This window comes from Asticcacaulis solisilvae, from assembly GCF_017875235.1.
In the GTDB taxonomy this organism is placed as follows: domain Bacteria; phylum Pseudomonadota; class Alphaproteobacteria; order Caulobacterales; family Caulobacteraceae; genus Asticcacaulis; species Asticcacaulis solisilvae_A.
This window is the reverse complement of sequence record NZ_JAGGMI010000015.1, coordinates 14,622-29,978: the sequence shown is the minus strand read 5'-3', so window position 1 is coordinate 29,978 and position 15,357 is coordinate 14,622. Positions and strand designations below refer to the sequence as shown.

At 62.8% G+C, this 15,357-nt stretch carries 12 protein-coding genes; 3 read left to right on the top strand and 9 right to left on the bottom strand.

Features of this window, described 5'->3' with window-relative positions; translation table 11 throughout:
- Positions 1-10: 10 nt before the first annotated feature.
- Both J2X24_RS19150 and J2X24_RS19145 read left to right on the top strand, forming a co-directional pair.
- Positions 11-2,986 (top strand): calcium-binding protein, encoded by a 2,976-nt coding sequence (locus J2X24_RS19150; protein WP_209725103.1) that lies wholly within the window; start codon positions 11-13, stop codon positions 2,984-2,986.
- 188 nt (positions 2,987-3,174) lie between these two features.
- Positions 3,175-5,580, top strand: a complete 2,406-nt coding sequence (locus J2X24_RS19145) for a calcium-binding protein (protein ID WP_209725102.1) — start codon at positions 3,175-3,177, stop codon at positions 5,578-5,580.
- Between the two features lie 29 nt (positions 5,581-5,609).
- Here J2X24_RS19145 and J2X24_RS19140 read toward each other — a convergent pair whose 3' ends face one another.
- From J2X24_RS19140 to J2X24_RS19105, 8 genes are all read right to left on the bottom strand, one after another.
- Positions 5,610-6,479 carry a transglutaminase-like domain-containing protein gene (locus J2X24_RS19140; protein ID WP_209725101.1) on the bottom strand — a complete coding sequence of 290 codons (870 nt, stop codon included), beginning with the start codon at positions 6,477-6,479 and terminating at the stop codon, positions 5,610-5,612.
- A 77-nt stretch (positions 6,480-6,556) separates the two neighbouring features.
- Positions 6,557-6,808, bottom strand: coding sequence for a hypothetical protein (locus tag J2X24_RS19135; RefSeq protein WP_209725100.1), 252 nt, complete (start codon positions 6,806-6,808; stop codon positions 6,557-6,559).
- Between the two features lie 72 nt (positions 6,809-6,880).
- Positions 6,881-7,084 carry a cold-shock protein gene (locus J2X24_RS19130; protein ID WP_209725099.1) on the bottom strand — a complete coding sequence of 68 codons (204 nt, stop codon included), beginning with the start codon at positions 7,082-7,084 and terminating at the stop codon, positions 6,881-6,883.
- Positions 7,085-7,354: 270 nt separating this feature from the next.
- Positions 7,355-8,404, bottom strand: a complete 1,050-nt coding sequence (locus J2X24_RS19125) for a hypothetical protein (protein WP_209725098.1) — start codon at positions 8,402-8,404, stop codon at positions 7,355-7,357.
- A gap of 63 nt (positions 8,405-8,467) precedes the next feature.
- Positions 8,468-8,950 (bottom strand): DUF3291 domain-containing protein, encoded by a 483-nt coding sequence (locus J2X24_RS19120; protein WP_209725097.1) that lies wholly within the window; start codon positions 8,948-8,950, stop codon positions 8,468-8,470.
- 73 nt (positions 8,951-9,023) lie between these two features.
- Positions 9,024-10,352: a DUF2235 domain-containing protein gene (locus tag J2X24_RS19115; RefSeq protein WP_209725096.1), complete on the bottom strand. Its 1,329-nt coding sequence runs from the start codon at positions 10,350-10,352 to the stop codon at positions 9,024-9,026.
- An 18-nt stretch (positions 10,353-10,370) separates the two neighbouring features.
- Positions 10,371-11,246 carry a hypothetical protein gene (locus J2X24_RS19110; RefSeq protein WP_209725095.1) on the bottom strand — a complete coding sequence of 292 codons (876 nt, stop codon included), beginning with the start codon at positions 11,244-11,246 and terminating at the stop codon, positions 10,371-10,373.
- Positions 11,246-11,944 (bottom strand): NlpC/P60 family protein, encoded by a 699-nt coding sequence (locus J2X24_RS19105; RefSeq protein WP_209725094.1) that lies wholly within the window; start codon positions 11,942-11,944, stop codon positions 11,246-11,248. Before J2X24_RS19105 ends, J2X24_RS19110 begins: the two co-directional genes overlap by 1 nt.
- A gap of 219 nt (positions 11,945-12,163) precedes the next feature.
- Here J2X24_RS19105 and J2X24_RS19100 point away from each other — a divergent pair, with 219 nt between their 5' ends.
- On the top strand, positions 12,164-12,322 hold the full coding sequence (locus J2X24_RS19100; RefSeq protein WP_209725092.1) for a hypothetical protein: 159 nt from the start codon (positions 12,164-12,166) through the stop codon (positions 12,320-12,322).
- A 68-nt stretch (positions 12,323-12,390) separates the two neighbouring features.
- On the opposite strand, the gene J2X24_RS19095 is transcribed toward J2X24_RS19100, so the two are convergent.
- Positions 12,391-15,318, bottom strand: coding sequence for a TonB-dependent receptor (locus J2X24_RS19095; protein ID WP_209725091.1), 2,928 nt, complete (start codon positions 15,316-15,318; stop codon positions 12,391-12,393).
- Positions 15,319-15,357: the final 39 nt, after the last annotated feature.

Here is a 15,357-nt window from a genome sequence, read left to right as displayed (position 1 = left end):
GGCGGAAGCCATGGCATTCACCTATAGCGCGGGCGCGGAGTTCCTGGTCAACACCGTGACGTCAGGCGCCCAGAACGCGCCGAAGGTCACCTATCTCAGCAATGGCGGTTTTGTTGTCACCTGGCAGGACGCCAGCGCGGCCTCCGGCGGCGAGGCCGAGTACAACATCAAGGCACAGCTGTTCGACGCGGCAGGCGCCAAGGTCGGCAGCGAATTCCTGGTCAATACGCGCACGGACGGCGTCCAGGAGGAACCGGATGTCGGCAGCCTGCCGTCGGGTGGTTTTGTCATCGCCTGGCGCGACTACGAAGGCGACAACAGCGTCTCGGTCCAGGTCTATGACAGCTTTGGCGTGCCGAAAGGCGGGCAGCGGACCGTCACCGTCGAAAACCTGGGCCAGGAGCCGTCGGTGGCCGGCGTCGAGCAAGTCGGCATTACGCATCAGGACGGCGCCTACAGCTTTGTCGTCACCTGGAAAGGCGTGGTCGGTCCGGGCGATCCGGACAGCGGACCCGATATCGGCATCGCGGCGCGCATCTACAATTTTTTCGGCAATCCTTCGCCCGCCTTCCAGGTCGGTACGTCCGCCCAGGCCGGCGCTACGGCCGCGGGGCTCAGCAACAGCACCTTTGTCGTCGCCTGGCAGGACCGTTACGATGGCGCGGGCACCACGGCCGAGCGCTCCGGTATCCGCGCGCAGATCTATGAGCTGGACGGCAACAGGATCGGCGCTGAAATCCGGGTGAACACCGAAACCCTGGGCATCCAGTCGGACCCCGCCATAACGGTGCTGTCGAACGGCAATTTCGCCGTGACCTGGCTTGATCGCAGCCAGACCCTGGGCGACAGCAGCAGTTCCAGCATCAAGGGCCAGATATTCACGGCGGCGGGCGTGAAGGTCGGCAGCGAATTCCTCATCAATACCGAAACAGCCAACGCCCAGGCGCGCCCCGCCGTCGCGGGGCTGAAGGACGGCGGTCTGGTCGTCGTGTGGGACGACACCAGCCTGCAGGGCGGTGACGCCAGCACCTCGTCCATCAAGGCGCAGCTGTTCGATGCCGCAGGCGTCAAGGTGGGCACGGAAATGCTGGTCAATACCGCGACGAACGCCGGCCAGTGGCAACCCGACATCACCGTGCTGGCCGACGGCAGCTTCGTCATCACCTGGGAAGACAATAGCGGCCAGGGCGGCGACAGCAATGGCACGGCCGTGAAAGCCAAGCTGTTCCAGGCGACCTATACGCCCGCTCCGGGTGAGGACAGCCAGACCGGCACGCCGGGTAATGACACGCTCATCGGCACACCGGCCAACGACACGATCGACGGCGGTGCCGGGAACGACAGCATCGTCGGGCTGGGCGGCGACGACAGCCTGACCAGCGGCGCGGGCTACGATACGCTGGACGGTGGCGACGGCAACGACGTCATCATCATGAGCCCGAATAGCGGCGGCCGTGCGTTCGGCGGCGCCGGCAACGATACCGTCTATGGCAGCAACCTGCATACCTACGTCTATGGCGACGAGGGCGACGACCTGCTCTATGCCGGCAGCGGCGGCGGCGCCGGCAACCAGCTCAATGGCGGCCCGGGTTATGATACGCTGCACGGCGGCGAAGCCAACAATGGACTGACGGGCGGAACGGAAGCCGATCTCATCTATGGCTACGGCGGCAATGATAATATCGACGGCGGTGACGGCAACGATACGCTGGATGGCGGCGACGGTGACGACAACATCCGCGCGGGAAAAGGCAATGACAGCATATTGGGCGGCGCCGGCAATGATGAGATATTCAGCGACGATTATCTCTCGGCGGGCAACGACTTCATCGACGGTGGCCTCGGCAATGACACCATGTACGGCGAACTGGGCAACGACACCTATGTCGTCCGTGACGCCGGCGACCGGGTGATCGAGGTCGAAACCGGCGGCTTCGACGTCGTCCTGGCCTATGCCGATTTCCAGGCCGGCGCCTTTATCGAAAACATTACGGGCCAGGGGACGGCGAACATCGTCCTGTCCGGCAATGCGCTGAACAACGTCATCACCGGCAACAGCGGCCGCAACACCATCAAGGGCAATGACGGCAACGACACGATCGATGGCGCCGAAGGCAATGACAAGATCGACGGCGGCAATGGCGATGACCGGCTGTGGGGCGGGGCCGACAGCGACCAGCTGACCGGCGGCGAAGGCTCGGACAGCCTGGAAGGCGGCGCGGGCGGCGACCAGCTCAATGGCGGCGCGCGCTGGGACACGCTGCGCGGTGGCGAGGGCAACGATATCCTCGACGGCGGTGCGGACAATGACGCGATGTATGGCGGCACGGGCAATGACACCTTTGTCGTCAATCACATCGGCGACCGGGTCTATGAGCTGTACGGCGAAGGCACGGATACGGTCAAAGCGTCGATCAACTATTCGCTGACCGCCGATGTCGAGGTGCTGTACCTGATCGAAGGCGCGATTTCGGGCACCGGCAACGGCTTGAGCAACGCCCTGAACGGGTCGAGCCTCAACAACATCCTGTCGGGCGGGCTTGGCAATGACAGCCTCTACGGCTGGGATGGCGACGACAGCCTGGTCGGCGGCAACGACCACGACCGCCTGTCGGGCGGCAATGGCAATGACACGATGACCGGCGGCCACGGCAACGACGTCATTGGCGGCGGCACGGGGGCGGATGACTTCGTCTTCTCGTCGACGGCCGTGAATGGTCACGACCATATCGTCGACTTCGAACACGGGCTGGACGCGCTGGTGTTCACGGGCGGCGATTATGGCTTCGCCTCTGGCCACGTGCTGACGGACGCCGAGTTCACCGTCGGCGCCGTGGCAGTCGGGTCTTCGGCGCAATTCGTCTGGGACAGCGTCGGGCGGCATCTCTATTTCGACGCGGATGGCGACGGGGCTGGCGCGGCTATCGAACTGGCCATGATCTCGGGCGGCGCCGTGGTGACAAAGGACGATTTGGTCCTGATCTGACCGTCTTGATGCTCGACTGGCAAAGAGGTCGGCGGACAAACGCCGCCGGCCCTTCGTCTGTATAGCCTATCCTGTGTATTTGTTGTGCAAAAGTGACAGGCAGCGGTAGTTATTTGCCGCATGCCTTGTAGTGTGCCAAAGGTACGTCTATGCAGTCAGCAGATGGTTAATGATACGTGGAGGGGACCATGGCGGCGCGGCCTGACAAGCTCATAAACGGGACGTATGACGACGATGTCATTTCGGGTACGTCAGGACACGATTGGATCGACGTTTATGGTGGCGACGACAAGGTTTATGGCGGCGAGGGCGACGACACCATCTGGGGCGAGGAAGGTGACGACACGCTGTTCGGTGAAGGCGGCAACGACGTCTTTTACGTCGGGTGGAACCGCTACACCGAGGGCAATGATACGATCCGCGGTGGCGATGGCGACGACTATCTGCGGGACTCACTCGCGCCTTATGTCGTCGCGGGTTTAAAGACTTTCTTTGGTGATGACGGCAACGACCTCGTTGACCTTAGATCGACTGAGCAGGCCTGGCTCGACGGGGGCGTCGGCCACGACACCCTGCAAGGTACGCAAGGCGACGACACGATTTATGGCGGCGCCGGCGACGACAAAATCACCGGCAATTATGGTCAGTTTCGCCGCGAGGATGAAAGCGACGAACTACATGGCGACGATGGTAATGACATTATCTATCTGCTGGGTGGCGAAGCGCATGGCGGAGCGGGCAATGACCAGATCGCCGCATACATAAGCCCCATTGACGGCAACAATTTGGGTCACCAGTTCGGCGCGGCGCAAGATGCGGTCCTGTTGGAGGGCGACGACGGTGACGACAGCCTGACCGGCAGTGATGGCGATGACACCATCTATGGCGGCGCCGACAATGACCTGATCGCTGGCAATATTTACGGAGGAAACCCTCAGTACGACAGGCTATACGGCGGCGACGGCAACGACACCATCGCCCTCCCGGGCGGCGAGGCCTATGGCGGCGACGGCGACGATGTCATTTGGACCGGCGATGGCGGTGATTTCGCCGATGGCGGGCTCGGCGATGACGCGCTAATGGGCGGGGCAGGCGATGACACGCTGAACGGCGGGCAGGGTGCTAACGATCTTTTTGGCAACGACGGCGACGACAGCCTGACAGGCGGCTTCGACGACGATACGCTGGACGGCAGCGCAGGTGATGACACCATGTCCGGCGGCGGCGGCGGGACGAACACCTATTTCGTCGATTCAACCGGCGACGTCATTTATGCGGACGTCGGCTCAAAGGATATTGTCTATAGCGCGGTGGACCATACCCTTGGCGCCCATGCGGACGACCTCTATCTTGAAGGCGACGCCTTGTGGGGCGAGGGCAATCTGGAAAACAACCTGATTGTCGGTAATGAACTGAACAATACGCTGCACGGCCACTTCGGCAACGATACGCTTCAAGGCGGCGATGGCAATGATGTGCTTATAAGCTACGACGGCGGATTTGACCTGCTCGACACGCTCGAGGGCGGAAGTGGCGACGACGTCTATATCATCCATGAGCGCGGCGACCTGGCCATCGAACAGGCAAGCCAAGGCTTTGACGTCGTCAACACCTATATCGATTACACCCTGACGGACAATGTCGAACATCTGGTCCTGGTTGGCACGGCCGCGATTGATGGTACCGGCAATGATCTTGCCAACGGCATTTACGGCAATGAGGCCGCCAACGTCCTGAAGGGCATGGCGGGCCATGACAGCATGGGTGGAGGTGGCGGTGACGACACCCTGTCGGGCGGCGAGGGCTCGGACAGCCTGGAAGGCGGCGCGGGCGGCGATCAGCTCAATGGCGGCGCGCGCTGGGACACGCTGCGCGGCGGCGAGGGCAACGATATCCTCGACGGCGGTGCGGACAATGACGCGATGTATGGCGGCACGGGCAATGACACCTTTGTCGTCAATCACATCGGCGACCGGGTCTATGAGCTGTACGGCGAAGGCACGGATACGGTCAAAGCGTCGATCAACTATTCGCTGACCGCCGATGTCGAGGTGCTGTACCTGATCGAAGGCGCGATTTCGGGCACCGGCAACGGCTTGAGCAACGCCCTGAACGGGTCGAGCCTCAACAACATCCTGTCGGGCGGGCTTGGCAATGACAGCCTCTACGGCTGGGATGGCGACGACAGCCTGGTCGGCGGCAACGACCACGACCGCCTGTCGGGCGGCAATGGCAATGACACGATGACCGGCGGCCACGGCAACGACGTCATTGGCGGCGGCACGGGGGCGGATGACTTCGTCTTCTCGTCGACGGCCGTGAATGGTCACGACCATATCGTCGACTTCGAACACGGGCTGGACGCGCTGGTGTTCACGGGCGGCGATTATGGCTTCGCCTCTGGCCACGTGCTGACGGACGCCGAGTTCACCGTCGGCGCCGTGGCAGTCGGGTCTTCGGCGCAATTCGTCTGGGACAGCGTCGGGCGGCATCTCTATTTCGACGCGGATGGCGACGGGGCTGGCGCGGCTATCGAACTGGCCATGATCTCGGGCGGCGCCGTGGTGACAAAGGACGATTTGGCGTTCGTGTAGATATAAGGACCTTACCTTCGCCGCCTCCGTTAGCACGCACCCGCATTGGGCGCCGGTTCCTCGGTCGAGATGGCGTCGGTGGTGCGCATCGCCGGAACCTCCTGGCCGTCGGCGCGGCGGATGAAGACCTCCACCGGGCCACAGTCGACCTCGCCGCCGAAGGGCGAGCAGAAGGCGATTTCGGCGGCGTCGCGGCCGACCCCGATGCGGATGAGCCCGTCGAGGTCCGCCTGGCGCGTGGCGTCGAACAGCCACCAGCGCCCGTCGAGATAGACTTCGAACACGGCATGGAAATCGGCCGGCTTAAGCCCATAGGCATAGCAACTGACGTAACGCGCCGGGATTTCCAGCGCCCGGCAGAACGCTATCCCCAGGTGCGCGAAGTCGCGACAGACGCCGGCGCGCAGCAGAAGGCTTTCCGAAGCGATGGTCTGTTCGTTCGACGACCCCCGCCGGTAGTCGATATTGGCGTGGATCCAGTTGCAGATCGCCGTGACGCGGCTATAGCCCGGATACAGGTAGCCGAATTCCCGCCGCGCGAAGTCGCCCAAACGGTCCGACGGCACAAACCGCGACGGCAGCAGGAACGGCATGATGTCGAGCGGCAGGTGCTGGACGGGCGTTTCCGCGACGCTTCCCGGATCGGCGCGGTGCGGATCGAGCGTCACCTCGGCTTCGTAATGGACGGTGAGCGGGCCGGGCTGGGCGTGGACGCCGAAATAGCGGTTGTTGATGTCGGGGACCGTGTGGCTGGTCCGTTCGATGCCGGGCGTGATGCTCAGCCGCTCGACCAGGTCCTGGTGACGCCGGAGCCGGGCGACTTCGAGATTGAAGATAAAGACGGTCGGGGTCTGTACCGAATAGGACAGGGTGCAGCCGAGGGTATAACGAATGCCCATCTATGCTTTCGAATGAGGTAAAATATGCGTGGTGGGCCAGCATCTCATCAAGGCCCGTCAAAATGCAATGATGGCCTTCAGGCAAAACGCATCTGGGCCGCGCCGCCGGTCGCGAAGATGTCGCTCATGGCGCGCCGGACCGTATCGTTGGCTTCGCCGCGTGACTGGAAGATGCCCCAGAAGGCGGCATTGCGGAACACTTCCCAGCCCTGGCCGCGCGGGGCGATGCGAAAGCGGACAGGGACGTTTTCATAGGTCAGGCCGGGTTCGCCGACCGTGGGCCAGATATCGTCCCAGGTGTGGGGCGAGGGGGGAGATTGCTGTGACATGATAATCCTTTGGGCATGAAAAACGCCCGGCACCAGAGGCGCCGGGCGTCTGTATCTGCGATCGAACGCGATTTAGGCGGTGGCGAGATTGGCCGCCGAGCTTTTGCCGCGCTCAAGCACGACATCGTAGGAAATCTTCTGCCCTTCCATCAGCGTGCGCATGCCGGCGCGTTCCAGGGCGCTGATGTGGACGAAGACGTCATTGCCGCCGGCTTCGGGCTGGATGAAGCCGAAACCCTTAGTGGCGTTGAACCATTTGACGGTACCGTTGGCCATGGTGGCCTCCTTGAAGAATAGCACATTCGTGCAGTATCGCCGCGCGGAATTGCGCGTCGAGGGTCCGAAAGTAGCAATGCTTGGAAGGGGCCGCATAGGCGCAGACAAAGTCAAAGGTCTGTTTTCGAATAAAACAATTCTCTCATAACGCGATAAAAATAGCAAGATAAATAATAATTCGGCGGAATTCGACCATCTATATTGACAAAAAATGTTTGGTGAGGCGGCATTTTATTTTCCAAAATATTTGCTGCTGGCGGATGCAGGCCTTCAGCGCACCACCAGCATGGGCGTGGCACCGCTGACCGAATGGCGTTGGTTCACCGTGGTCAGGACCAATACGACGCCCGGTCGGGCGAAGCTTATGCGGAACGGCCCGGCTTTTTTGAACGCGGGCATGGCCTCGAACTCAGGTGCGCCCGTCTCGCCGATCGTATAGAGGCCGTCGCCGCCCACGGCCAGAAGCCTGTCGCCCACCGCGGTCAGGCCGAAGAACGGCACGGTCATGTAGGCGTCTTCGGGCTTCAGGTCAGGGTTGGGAGATTTATCCCCGAACGGCTTGCTATATAAGGTTTTGATGCTAGCGCCGCAGACCGTGGCGATGCGGCCGTGCGCCATCATGTGGACCAGGCCGATGGCGGCGGCGACGCAATCCGGCCGCCAAGGCACGGCCGCCAGCCCATTGACCGGGTCGCACTCCGTATTAAGCAGGCCGCCGCACAGCTCGCCGTCCTCGTTTTCGATCAGACGGATCTTGCCCGTCCTGCGGTCAATGGCGCGCAGGCCGCCGCCCCATTCGCCCTTGTTGAAGCCGGCATAGACGGTGTCCGCCGTTATGAGGGTCGTCGCCAGGCCCCAGTCCAGTTCGCCGTCCAGCGCGACCTCGCTGACCGCGTCCGCGCCCAGGGTGATCAGCCGTTTCGTGGTCAGGATCAGCGCGTTGCCGTTGCCACAGATAAGCGAGATGACATGCTCGCCCCTGGCGTCGATCGCGGCCTGCGTGGTCCAACCGTCCGCCCCGTGCCGGCGCAGCGTCCAGGCGGCGGGCTTCTTGCCGGTCGCGGTCAGGGCCAGCAGCCGGCCGTCGCTGACGCACATGTCGCGGACGGCTTCAGGCGCGGTTTCGCTCCGGGGCGTGCTGTCGGTTTCGGCCAGGCTCGACAGCCGGCCCGCGTCCGACAGCAGCCACAGGCGGTTTCCGGCCCAGGCGGCGCGGGAGAGGAATGTCTCCTGGCCGTCGCGTTCGGGCTCGATGGCGTGGGAGGTGCCGGGCACGAGCCCCGCCAGAAAGGCCGCTGCAATGGTCGCCTTGATTGTCATCCTGCCCCTCCCGTTACCGCGTCAGTCTGACATGAATGCGGAAAGGGGAAAAGGGCCCGCGCCTTACGCGCACGTATCCAGAACGGGTTCGATCTCGCCCGAACCCGGGGCAGGGAAGGGCGTGCGGAAGGTGAAGGCGGAGGCCGTAGGGCCAGAATGGCGCAGGCGTTCCAGTCGGTCGACGGCCTCGCTGACGCTGGGAATATGGCCCGCCGGCACCCACCACAGCACGACATAAAGCTCCATGCGCTCGAACCATTCTTTTCGGCGGCGCATGATCTCAAGATGGGCCGGATCGCGGTAGGTAAAGGCCGCCAGGCTGTCGAGGTCGCGCCACACCGACATGTTGATGGCGATGTTCGGATCGTCAAAGGCCTTGATGGCCAGGGCGTCATTGCCTTCGCCTGTCAGCCGCCACACAAAGCCGTCGGACGCATCGGCCAGGGCATTGACGCGGTCGAGCGCGCCGACGAATTCCGCATTAACCGGGTCTTCGATCGGGCTCCGGAAGCGCGCGATATTCAGTTCCGCCAGATGCCAGCCCATGTCAGTCCTTCCATGTTCGCCGTAACGGCGCTTTCCTCGAGATTATATGGCTCGGCCGCGCGCCGCCACAAGGTTACGGCGGAGAAGATGGCGGGCTGGGTGGAAATCCCGCCGGAGGCCGCGGCGGAAGCGGCGGTGGACAACTGGCGCCCTTGAGGACCGACAGGTTTTCCGGTCGGTAGCCGGTGTCGCGGCACCAGCGCTGCCATGCAAAGTCGCTGACGTCTTCGAGTTGGCGGGGGCCGGGGCGAGGGCGGTAGCCACCGACCTTGCCGAGAAAGTCGCGTTCCTTGGGCTTCTTTAGCGACCCGTCCTTGTTGACTCGCCAGTTGGCGCACGGATCGAGCCGCGCCGCTGCCAGTTCCAGTTCCAGTGCCGGTTCATCGGGCGGGCAGGTCCAGCGGAAATGCAGACCCATGCGCTCGGCGCCTTCGGCGATCCAGATCAGGGTGCGGCTTGACAGGCCGGGCTGGGCGTTGCCACCGCCGACCGCGCCGTGGTCGCCTGGGAACCACAACTGCTGATAGGGGCGGTAGCTGTAGGGCACGAAGTTGGGCGCCTGGGGATTCTGCACGTCCCAGCCGGTGGTCTTGGCGGTCCAGTCACGGTTGAGGTCACCGATATTATCCATGCCGGTCGATCCGAACACGCGGCGGTCCTCATCGATGGACACGGCGTGGCGGACGCTGGCGATCAGGCTCGACACGTTGGTGTCGTGGAACTGGTACTTCTTGTTGAGAAAGTTGAGCGGGCCGAAGCGCTCGGGGACGCCCATCGATCCGACCGTATCCCATACCCCCAGGTACATCATCCGGTAGGTGCCCTCCGGGCGATATTGGTACAGGCTTTCATAGTCGGTGGCCGCGCCTGGCGGGACGGGTTCCAAGGCGAGGCCCAGGCGCTTGTGGTCTTCTTCGCCCGAGGCCTGTTCGTGGGCGTAGGCGCGGCGGAACTCGACCATCGCCGGGGCGCTCGGGTGTTCGCCGTTGCGGTACAACTCCATGGCGCGCGGCGTCTTGTCGAACTGGCTGCGCTTCAGGATGCCGCATTTGCGGACCAGGCCGCACAGGCTGCGGGCCGTGTACGCGCCACGGCTGAAGCCGAAGATGTAGATGTCGTCGCCGGGGTTGTAGTTCGACACCAGGAAGCGGTAGGCCGCCTCGATCTTCTGGTCCAATCCGTTTCCGAAAGCGCCGCCCAGCAGTTTCGTCAGTTCGTTCGTCAACCTGGAAACACCGGTGGCGACGCCCACGCCTTCATCGTAATAGACGATCTGGGGGACGCCGTTGGATGTCTCTGACGCGACGCATTTGGCCAGGCGCGCCACATTGGTCAGCGTCTTCATGCGCAGGTCGTTCCAGGTGCCGTCACAAAAGATGGCCAGTTTCTTCTTCTTTTGCATCGTGGTCCCCTTGGTGGCTTACGCGCTCGGGCAGACGAAGACGCTGAGGTACTGGTTTGTATAGCCCGAGCTTTTCCGCAGCGCTGTGACAACGCCGGTCTGCTGGATAATCGCCGACTTCAATGCTTCGGCAGCGGCTGCTTCGCCGGGGCTTGCGTCGTAAACCACATTGTCGCCTTTGGAGAAAAAGCGCCCCGATCGCTGGAGGTCCTGGGAAAACGAGCGCAACTGGACCCGGTTCAGCCTGACATTGGTGGAAATCGCCGTTCCGTTTAAGGCCAGGTCCCCCAGCTTGCCGGCGATGGTTGTTGCCCGGGTCCTAGTGGCCGATTCGGCGGTCCCCCCCGCGCACCAGAAGACATCGACATTCCAGCCCGGCAACGTGCTTTGCGCCGATGGGGTTTGCGCCGCGCCGGAGGCAGGGGGGGGCGGGGCCGATTGCACGACAGATGGCGCGCTCTGTGGCATGTCGGTAGGGTTCTCTTTCAGATAGGCGGCGATTTGATCGCTATAGCTCGGCACCAGCCGTGTTTTTACCAGGAATTCCAGGTTCTTCTTGACGACGTCACGCTCACCGTCGGTGTATTTCTTTATCAAGTCGGCTTCAAGCGCATCTCTTGCGGCCTGACGGGCCAGATCGGCTTTGTACTTTTCGCCTTTGAGATTTTGTTCGGCAATGTCTTGATTGATTACGGTCGTCGTAAGCACCGTGATGAAACCGCCGACAATCGCGATCGTCAGCGGCGTGCTGAGCATCTCGCGAATCCATTTCAGAATCGGGAGTTTCTGCTCTTTATGCTCACGCGCGATCTCCCGGTCGAGCTTCTGGCGCTCGAAGGCGATACGGTCTTGCTCAAGCTTTAGCCGTTCTTCTGCCAAGGGATCGACCGCCATCAGCCTTCGTTCCACGACAGGCTGTCCGTTCGTTTCACCTTGACGGGGGTCGGCGTCACAGGGGGGACCGTCGATGGCCAGCGCGCGGCCAAAAAGCGCGACTTGGCCACCCAGGCCAGCGACACCTGATCCGACTGGTTGCCGCCCAGGATGCGATAGGCGGTGGCGTCCTCGCCGGCGTAAAATCCGACATGGCCAAGCTTGCTCTGGACCGATTTGCGCCAGAAAACCATGACGGCGCCGGGTGTCGGCTCCGTCGGGATGCCGAACCGGCCCCAGGCACGCGCCGATAGGGCAGAGGCGGGCGTCGGTTCGCGGTCGAGCGTCGAGGAAATGCAGTGGGCGACGAACAGGCCGCACCACGGGATGTCGTCGCTACCGTAGGTAATACCCGCGTTCGTCGCCCAGTCGAGAATCTTCGGGTTGTTGCCGGTGCTGGGGTCTTCACGCGTGCCGATCAGCCGGCGCGCTTCGTGGAACCAGACCAGCGTCGGATCATCCAGCCCGCTGTCGCGCGGTTTCGCATCGGGAAAGAGCGCCGCCAGGGTGAGCGGGCCTGCTATGCCATCAGGCTCAAGGCCCTTGCTGAGCTGGAACTGACGGACGGCGGCGATGGTCTGGCGGCCCCATATGCCGTCGAGCGGTCCGGGCCGGAAGCCCGCCTGAGCCAATGCCGTCTGGATATCTTTCGCGTTCATGACAAGCCCCCTTTGCGTGTGATGCGTGCCGCGACGGGTAACACGTAACGTCGTTGTGCGAAAGGTTAAAAACAATCAGGACGTGAAAATATGCCTGGGAGATATCTGAGATAAGCTAACCAGCATTACTTCCGTGATCACCGATATGTGTGCCGATACCGCTTGTGTTTTTCCCCAATCGGGGGAATGCTCTCCTCAATAATGCCTGGGGAGGCGCGTGTGAGTCTGGGTTCGGTAAAAGAGTTGCGTGTCCACGATAGTGTAAAGGCGCCGAAGCGGCGCCTGCTGCCGTGGCGGTTGATCGGCCTGTGCCTGGCCTTCGGCGTGTCCGCGCTGGTCTGGTTGGCCGTCTTCTGGGCCATCGGCTACTATCTCTGACCAATGCCGCTTGAAAAAAAGCCCGCGCCATTGCTGGCGCGGGCAGGCTGGCGGAGAGAATTTACGCCTTAGAACTTGTACTGCAGGCCGACATTCCACTGGGCGCCCAGATGGTTGTAGACGAAGGTCGAATTGCGAGTAGAGTCAATATATTGGCGGTTAAACCTGTCAAAGATGTTCAAGCCTTCGACCGTCAACCTGAGCTTGGGCGTGAACTGATACGAGGCCGACAGGTCGAACACCAGGTTTTCATCAACCCCTTCAAGGTCTTGCAGCGGATTGTTAGCCGGCAGCGCGATGATGAACTTCGACCGGTAAGAGGCCGACAGGCGCACGCTGACCTTTTCGTCTTCGTAGTAGGCCGTGGCATTATAGGCGTTCTTGGACAGGCCGATCAGGCTCTGTTCGGTGGTGCCGCCGCCGGCCAGGTTATAGGTGATGTCCGAATCGACGAAAGTATAGTTGACCAGCACGCCGGTGTGGCTCAACCAGCCCGGCAGGAAGCCGAACGACTGTTGATAGTTCAGCTCGAAGCCCTTGAGCGGGCCGCCTTCGGTATTGACCGGCTGGGTGACGGTGATCGGCGTGTTGTTCGGATCGACGCCCGAGCTGCCGATCAGCGACAGCGGCAGGCCGGTCTCGACGAACGACATCTGGCGCGAAGCGTTCTGCACGTAGGACTTGATGTCCTTGTAGAAGATGCCGGCCGAAAGCAATGATCCGCGTGAGAAATACCATTCCGCCGACAGGTCGAGATTGTCGGCGCGGATCGGCTCCAGGAACGGATTGCCCGACGACAGGGATGGCGTCCCCGTAAGCGCCAGGTTGCCGCCTGGCGTCAGGAAGCCCAGCTCGGGCCGCGACACGACGCGCGCCGCCGAACCCCGGACGTAGAAGTCGGGCGTGACTTCGAGCGTGGCGTTGATCGATGGCAGCAGGTCGTCATATTCGTGTTCGACAAAGACCGGGTTGGTCTGGCCGACGATGATGCCGCGCGCCGAAAGCTGCGTCTTGGCGTAGCGCAGGCCGGCCTCGGTGCGCAGCGTCATGCCGTGGATCTGGCTTGTCAGTTCGCCCTGGACATAGATCGCATCGACCTTTTCCTCGACGCCGCGCGTATTGCCGTTGTTGACGACCAGCTGATACGGCGCCGTGCCGCTATAGATGTTGTGCACGGCCACGAACTTGTCGTAGTCGATCGTCGCCCAGGCCGTCGGGAAGACGCCCGAATCCAGCCCGTCGCCTGGGAATTCGACCGTCCGCGTCACGTCGCGCAGCTGCTGGGCGGTCAGGTTCGGCACCAGGAAGGTGTTCGGACGCTGCCACGCCTTGATGTCGAAGGTGAAGGTGTTGTGGTGCAGGCCGGTCTTGAGCGTCAGGTTGTCGTTGGCGCGCCAGACCAGGTTGGCTTCGATCGTTTCATACTTGTTGGTCACCTGCGACGGGTTCAGGCGAATTTCGGCATTGGCGGTATTGGCTGTGCCGTCCGGGCTGCTGAAGCTGTAATTGTCCGGGTTGGTCACGTCGAAATCGTGCGTGATGATCGGCTGGTCGCGATTGTTGCGGAAGTCGACCGTCATGCCGGCGTTCTGGCGCTGGAACATCAGCGTCGTCTGGGCGGTCTGGTCGAACTTCGATTCCGACACGCCGATCAGGCCGTTGATCGACAGGCTGTCCGAGAAGTTGTGGCTGCCCGACAGGGTGAACTGCGTGAAGTTGTTCTCGAATTCGTCGTGCTGGGTGTCGGAACGGACATCGACGCCGTCGAAGCGCGCATAGGCCACGTCCGACACCTGCTTGCCGAAGTTGACGCCGGCCGTCTGGCTGGTGCCGGCCGGAAAGAGGATCAACTCACGCACGGCCGTCTGTGGCTTGCCGTTCTGGCTGATGGCGCGGGCGAACGAGAAGCCCTCAAGCCAGCTTTCCTCGCGTTTGACATCATAGTTCGAATAGAGGGCGTCGAAATTGATCGTCGTGCCGGTTTGCGGCCGCCATTGGACCGACAAGCTGGCGCCCGTGCGTTCCTGGTCGTGCTCGAAGCGGCCATAGCGCGGAAGGCGCGGGAAGAAGGTCGTCGAGGCGCTGGCCTGGGCGTAGAGCGGATCGCCGGCGGGCGGGCGTGCGACGCCGGTGGCGCAGTTGGCCGCGTCCGTGCCCTTTGCCGCGTCATTGGCCGGGACCTGGGGCGTCACGCCGACCGGCGTACAGAAGCCACCGTCGACCGAGCCAGGGTTCCAGCCGCCCGATCCGAACTGGTCTTCGTAATAGTGCCGCTTGGTGTAGGCCAGCGAGGCCAGGACGCCGATCTGGCCGATCGAGGTGTCCCAGCGGTTGGAAATGACGCCTGAGAACTTGCGGTCATCGGCTTCCTTGCTGAGGGTGTTGTAACCGACCTGGCCGTTCACCACGGCGGTAAACCCCTTATAGTCAAAGGGGCGCGAGGTGTGCAGGTCGACCGTGGCGCCCAATGAGCCTTCGATGGTCTCGGGCGAAGCGGTCTTGCGCACGGTCAGGTTCGAGAACAGGTCCGACGAGAAGGTGTTGAAGTCGAAGCCGCGGCCGGTGCCGATTCCGCGATCCGACGTGGTGGCGCCGGAGACCGACTGGGCTTCCATGCCGTTGATGCGGACGCGCGTGAACGACGGCGGCAGGCCGCGCACGGTGATCGAGCGGCCTTCGCCGGCGACGCGTGAGATCGACACGCCCGGCACGCGCTGCAGCGACTCGGCGAGATTCGCGTCGGGGAACTTCGAGATGTCCTCGGCGCGGATGACGTCGATGACGCCGTTCGACTTCTTCTTGTCGGACAGGGCGGTTTGCAAGCTATTGCGGAAGCCGGTCACGACGACAACGTCGCTGTCTTCGGCGGCGGGGGCAGGGGTGTCCTGCGCAAGGGCGGGCGTCGTCAGGAGCGCGGCGGCGCCCAGAAGAGCGCCAGAGAGCACGGACGTGCACAAAAGCATCGCCTTCGCAGGCGATTTTCCCGGGGTTTTCATGGGGTATTCCTCTTTTTCGTGGCGCCTCCACTCCCCGGG

What these genes read in the sequence shown, in the direction of transcription:
- J2X24_RS19150 (WP_209725103.1), top strand. Translation starts at nt 11, where the DNA reads ATGGCATTCACCTATAGCGCGGGCGCGGAGTTCCTGGTCAACACCGTG.
- J2X24_RS19145 (WP_209725102.1), top strand. Translation starts at nt 3,175, where the DNA reads ATGGCGGCGCGGCCTGACAAGCTCATAAACGGGACGTATGACGACGAT.
- J2X24_RS19140 (WP_209725101.1), bottom strand. Translation starts at nt 6,479, where the DNA reads ATGGGCATTCGTTATACCCTCGGCTGCACCCTGTCCTATTCGGTACAG.
- J2X24_RS19135 (WP_209725100.1), bottom strand. Translation starts at nt 6,808, where the DNA reads ATGTCACAGCAATCTCCCCCCTCGCCCCACACCTGGGACGATATCTGG.
- J2X24_RS19130 (WP_209725099.1), bottom strand. Translation starts at nt 7,084, where the DNA reads ATGGCCAACGGTACCGTCAAATGGTTCAACGCCACTAAGGGTTTCGGC.
- J2X24_RS19125 (WP_209725098.1), bottom strand. Translation starts at nt 8,404, where the DNA reads ATGACAATCAAGGCGACCATTGCAGCGGCCTTTCTGGCGGGGCTCGTG.
- J2X24_RS19120 (WP_209725097.1), bottom strand. Translation starts at nt 8,950, where the DNA reads ATGGGCTGGCATCTGGCGGAACTGAATATCGCGCGCTTCCGGAGCCCG.
- J2X24_RS19115 (WP_209725096.1), bottom strand. Translation starts at nt 10,352, where the DNA reads ATGCAAAAGAAGAAGAAACTGGCCATCTTTTGTGACGGCACCTGGAAC.
- J2X24_RS19110 (WP_209725095.1), bottom strand. Translation starts at nt 11,246, where the DNA reads ATGGCGGTCGATCCCTTGGCAGAAGAACGGCTAAAGCTTGAGCAAGAC.
- J2X24_RS19105 (WP_209725094.1), bottom strand. Translation starts at nt 11,944, where the DNA reads ATGAACGCGAAAGATATCCAGACGGCATTGGCTCAGGCGGGCTTCCGG.
- J2X24_RS19095 (WP_209725091.1), bottom strand. Translation starts at nt 15,318, where the DNA reads ATGAAAACCCCGGGAAAATCGCCTGCGAAGGCGATGCTTTTGTGCACG.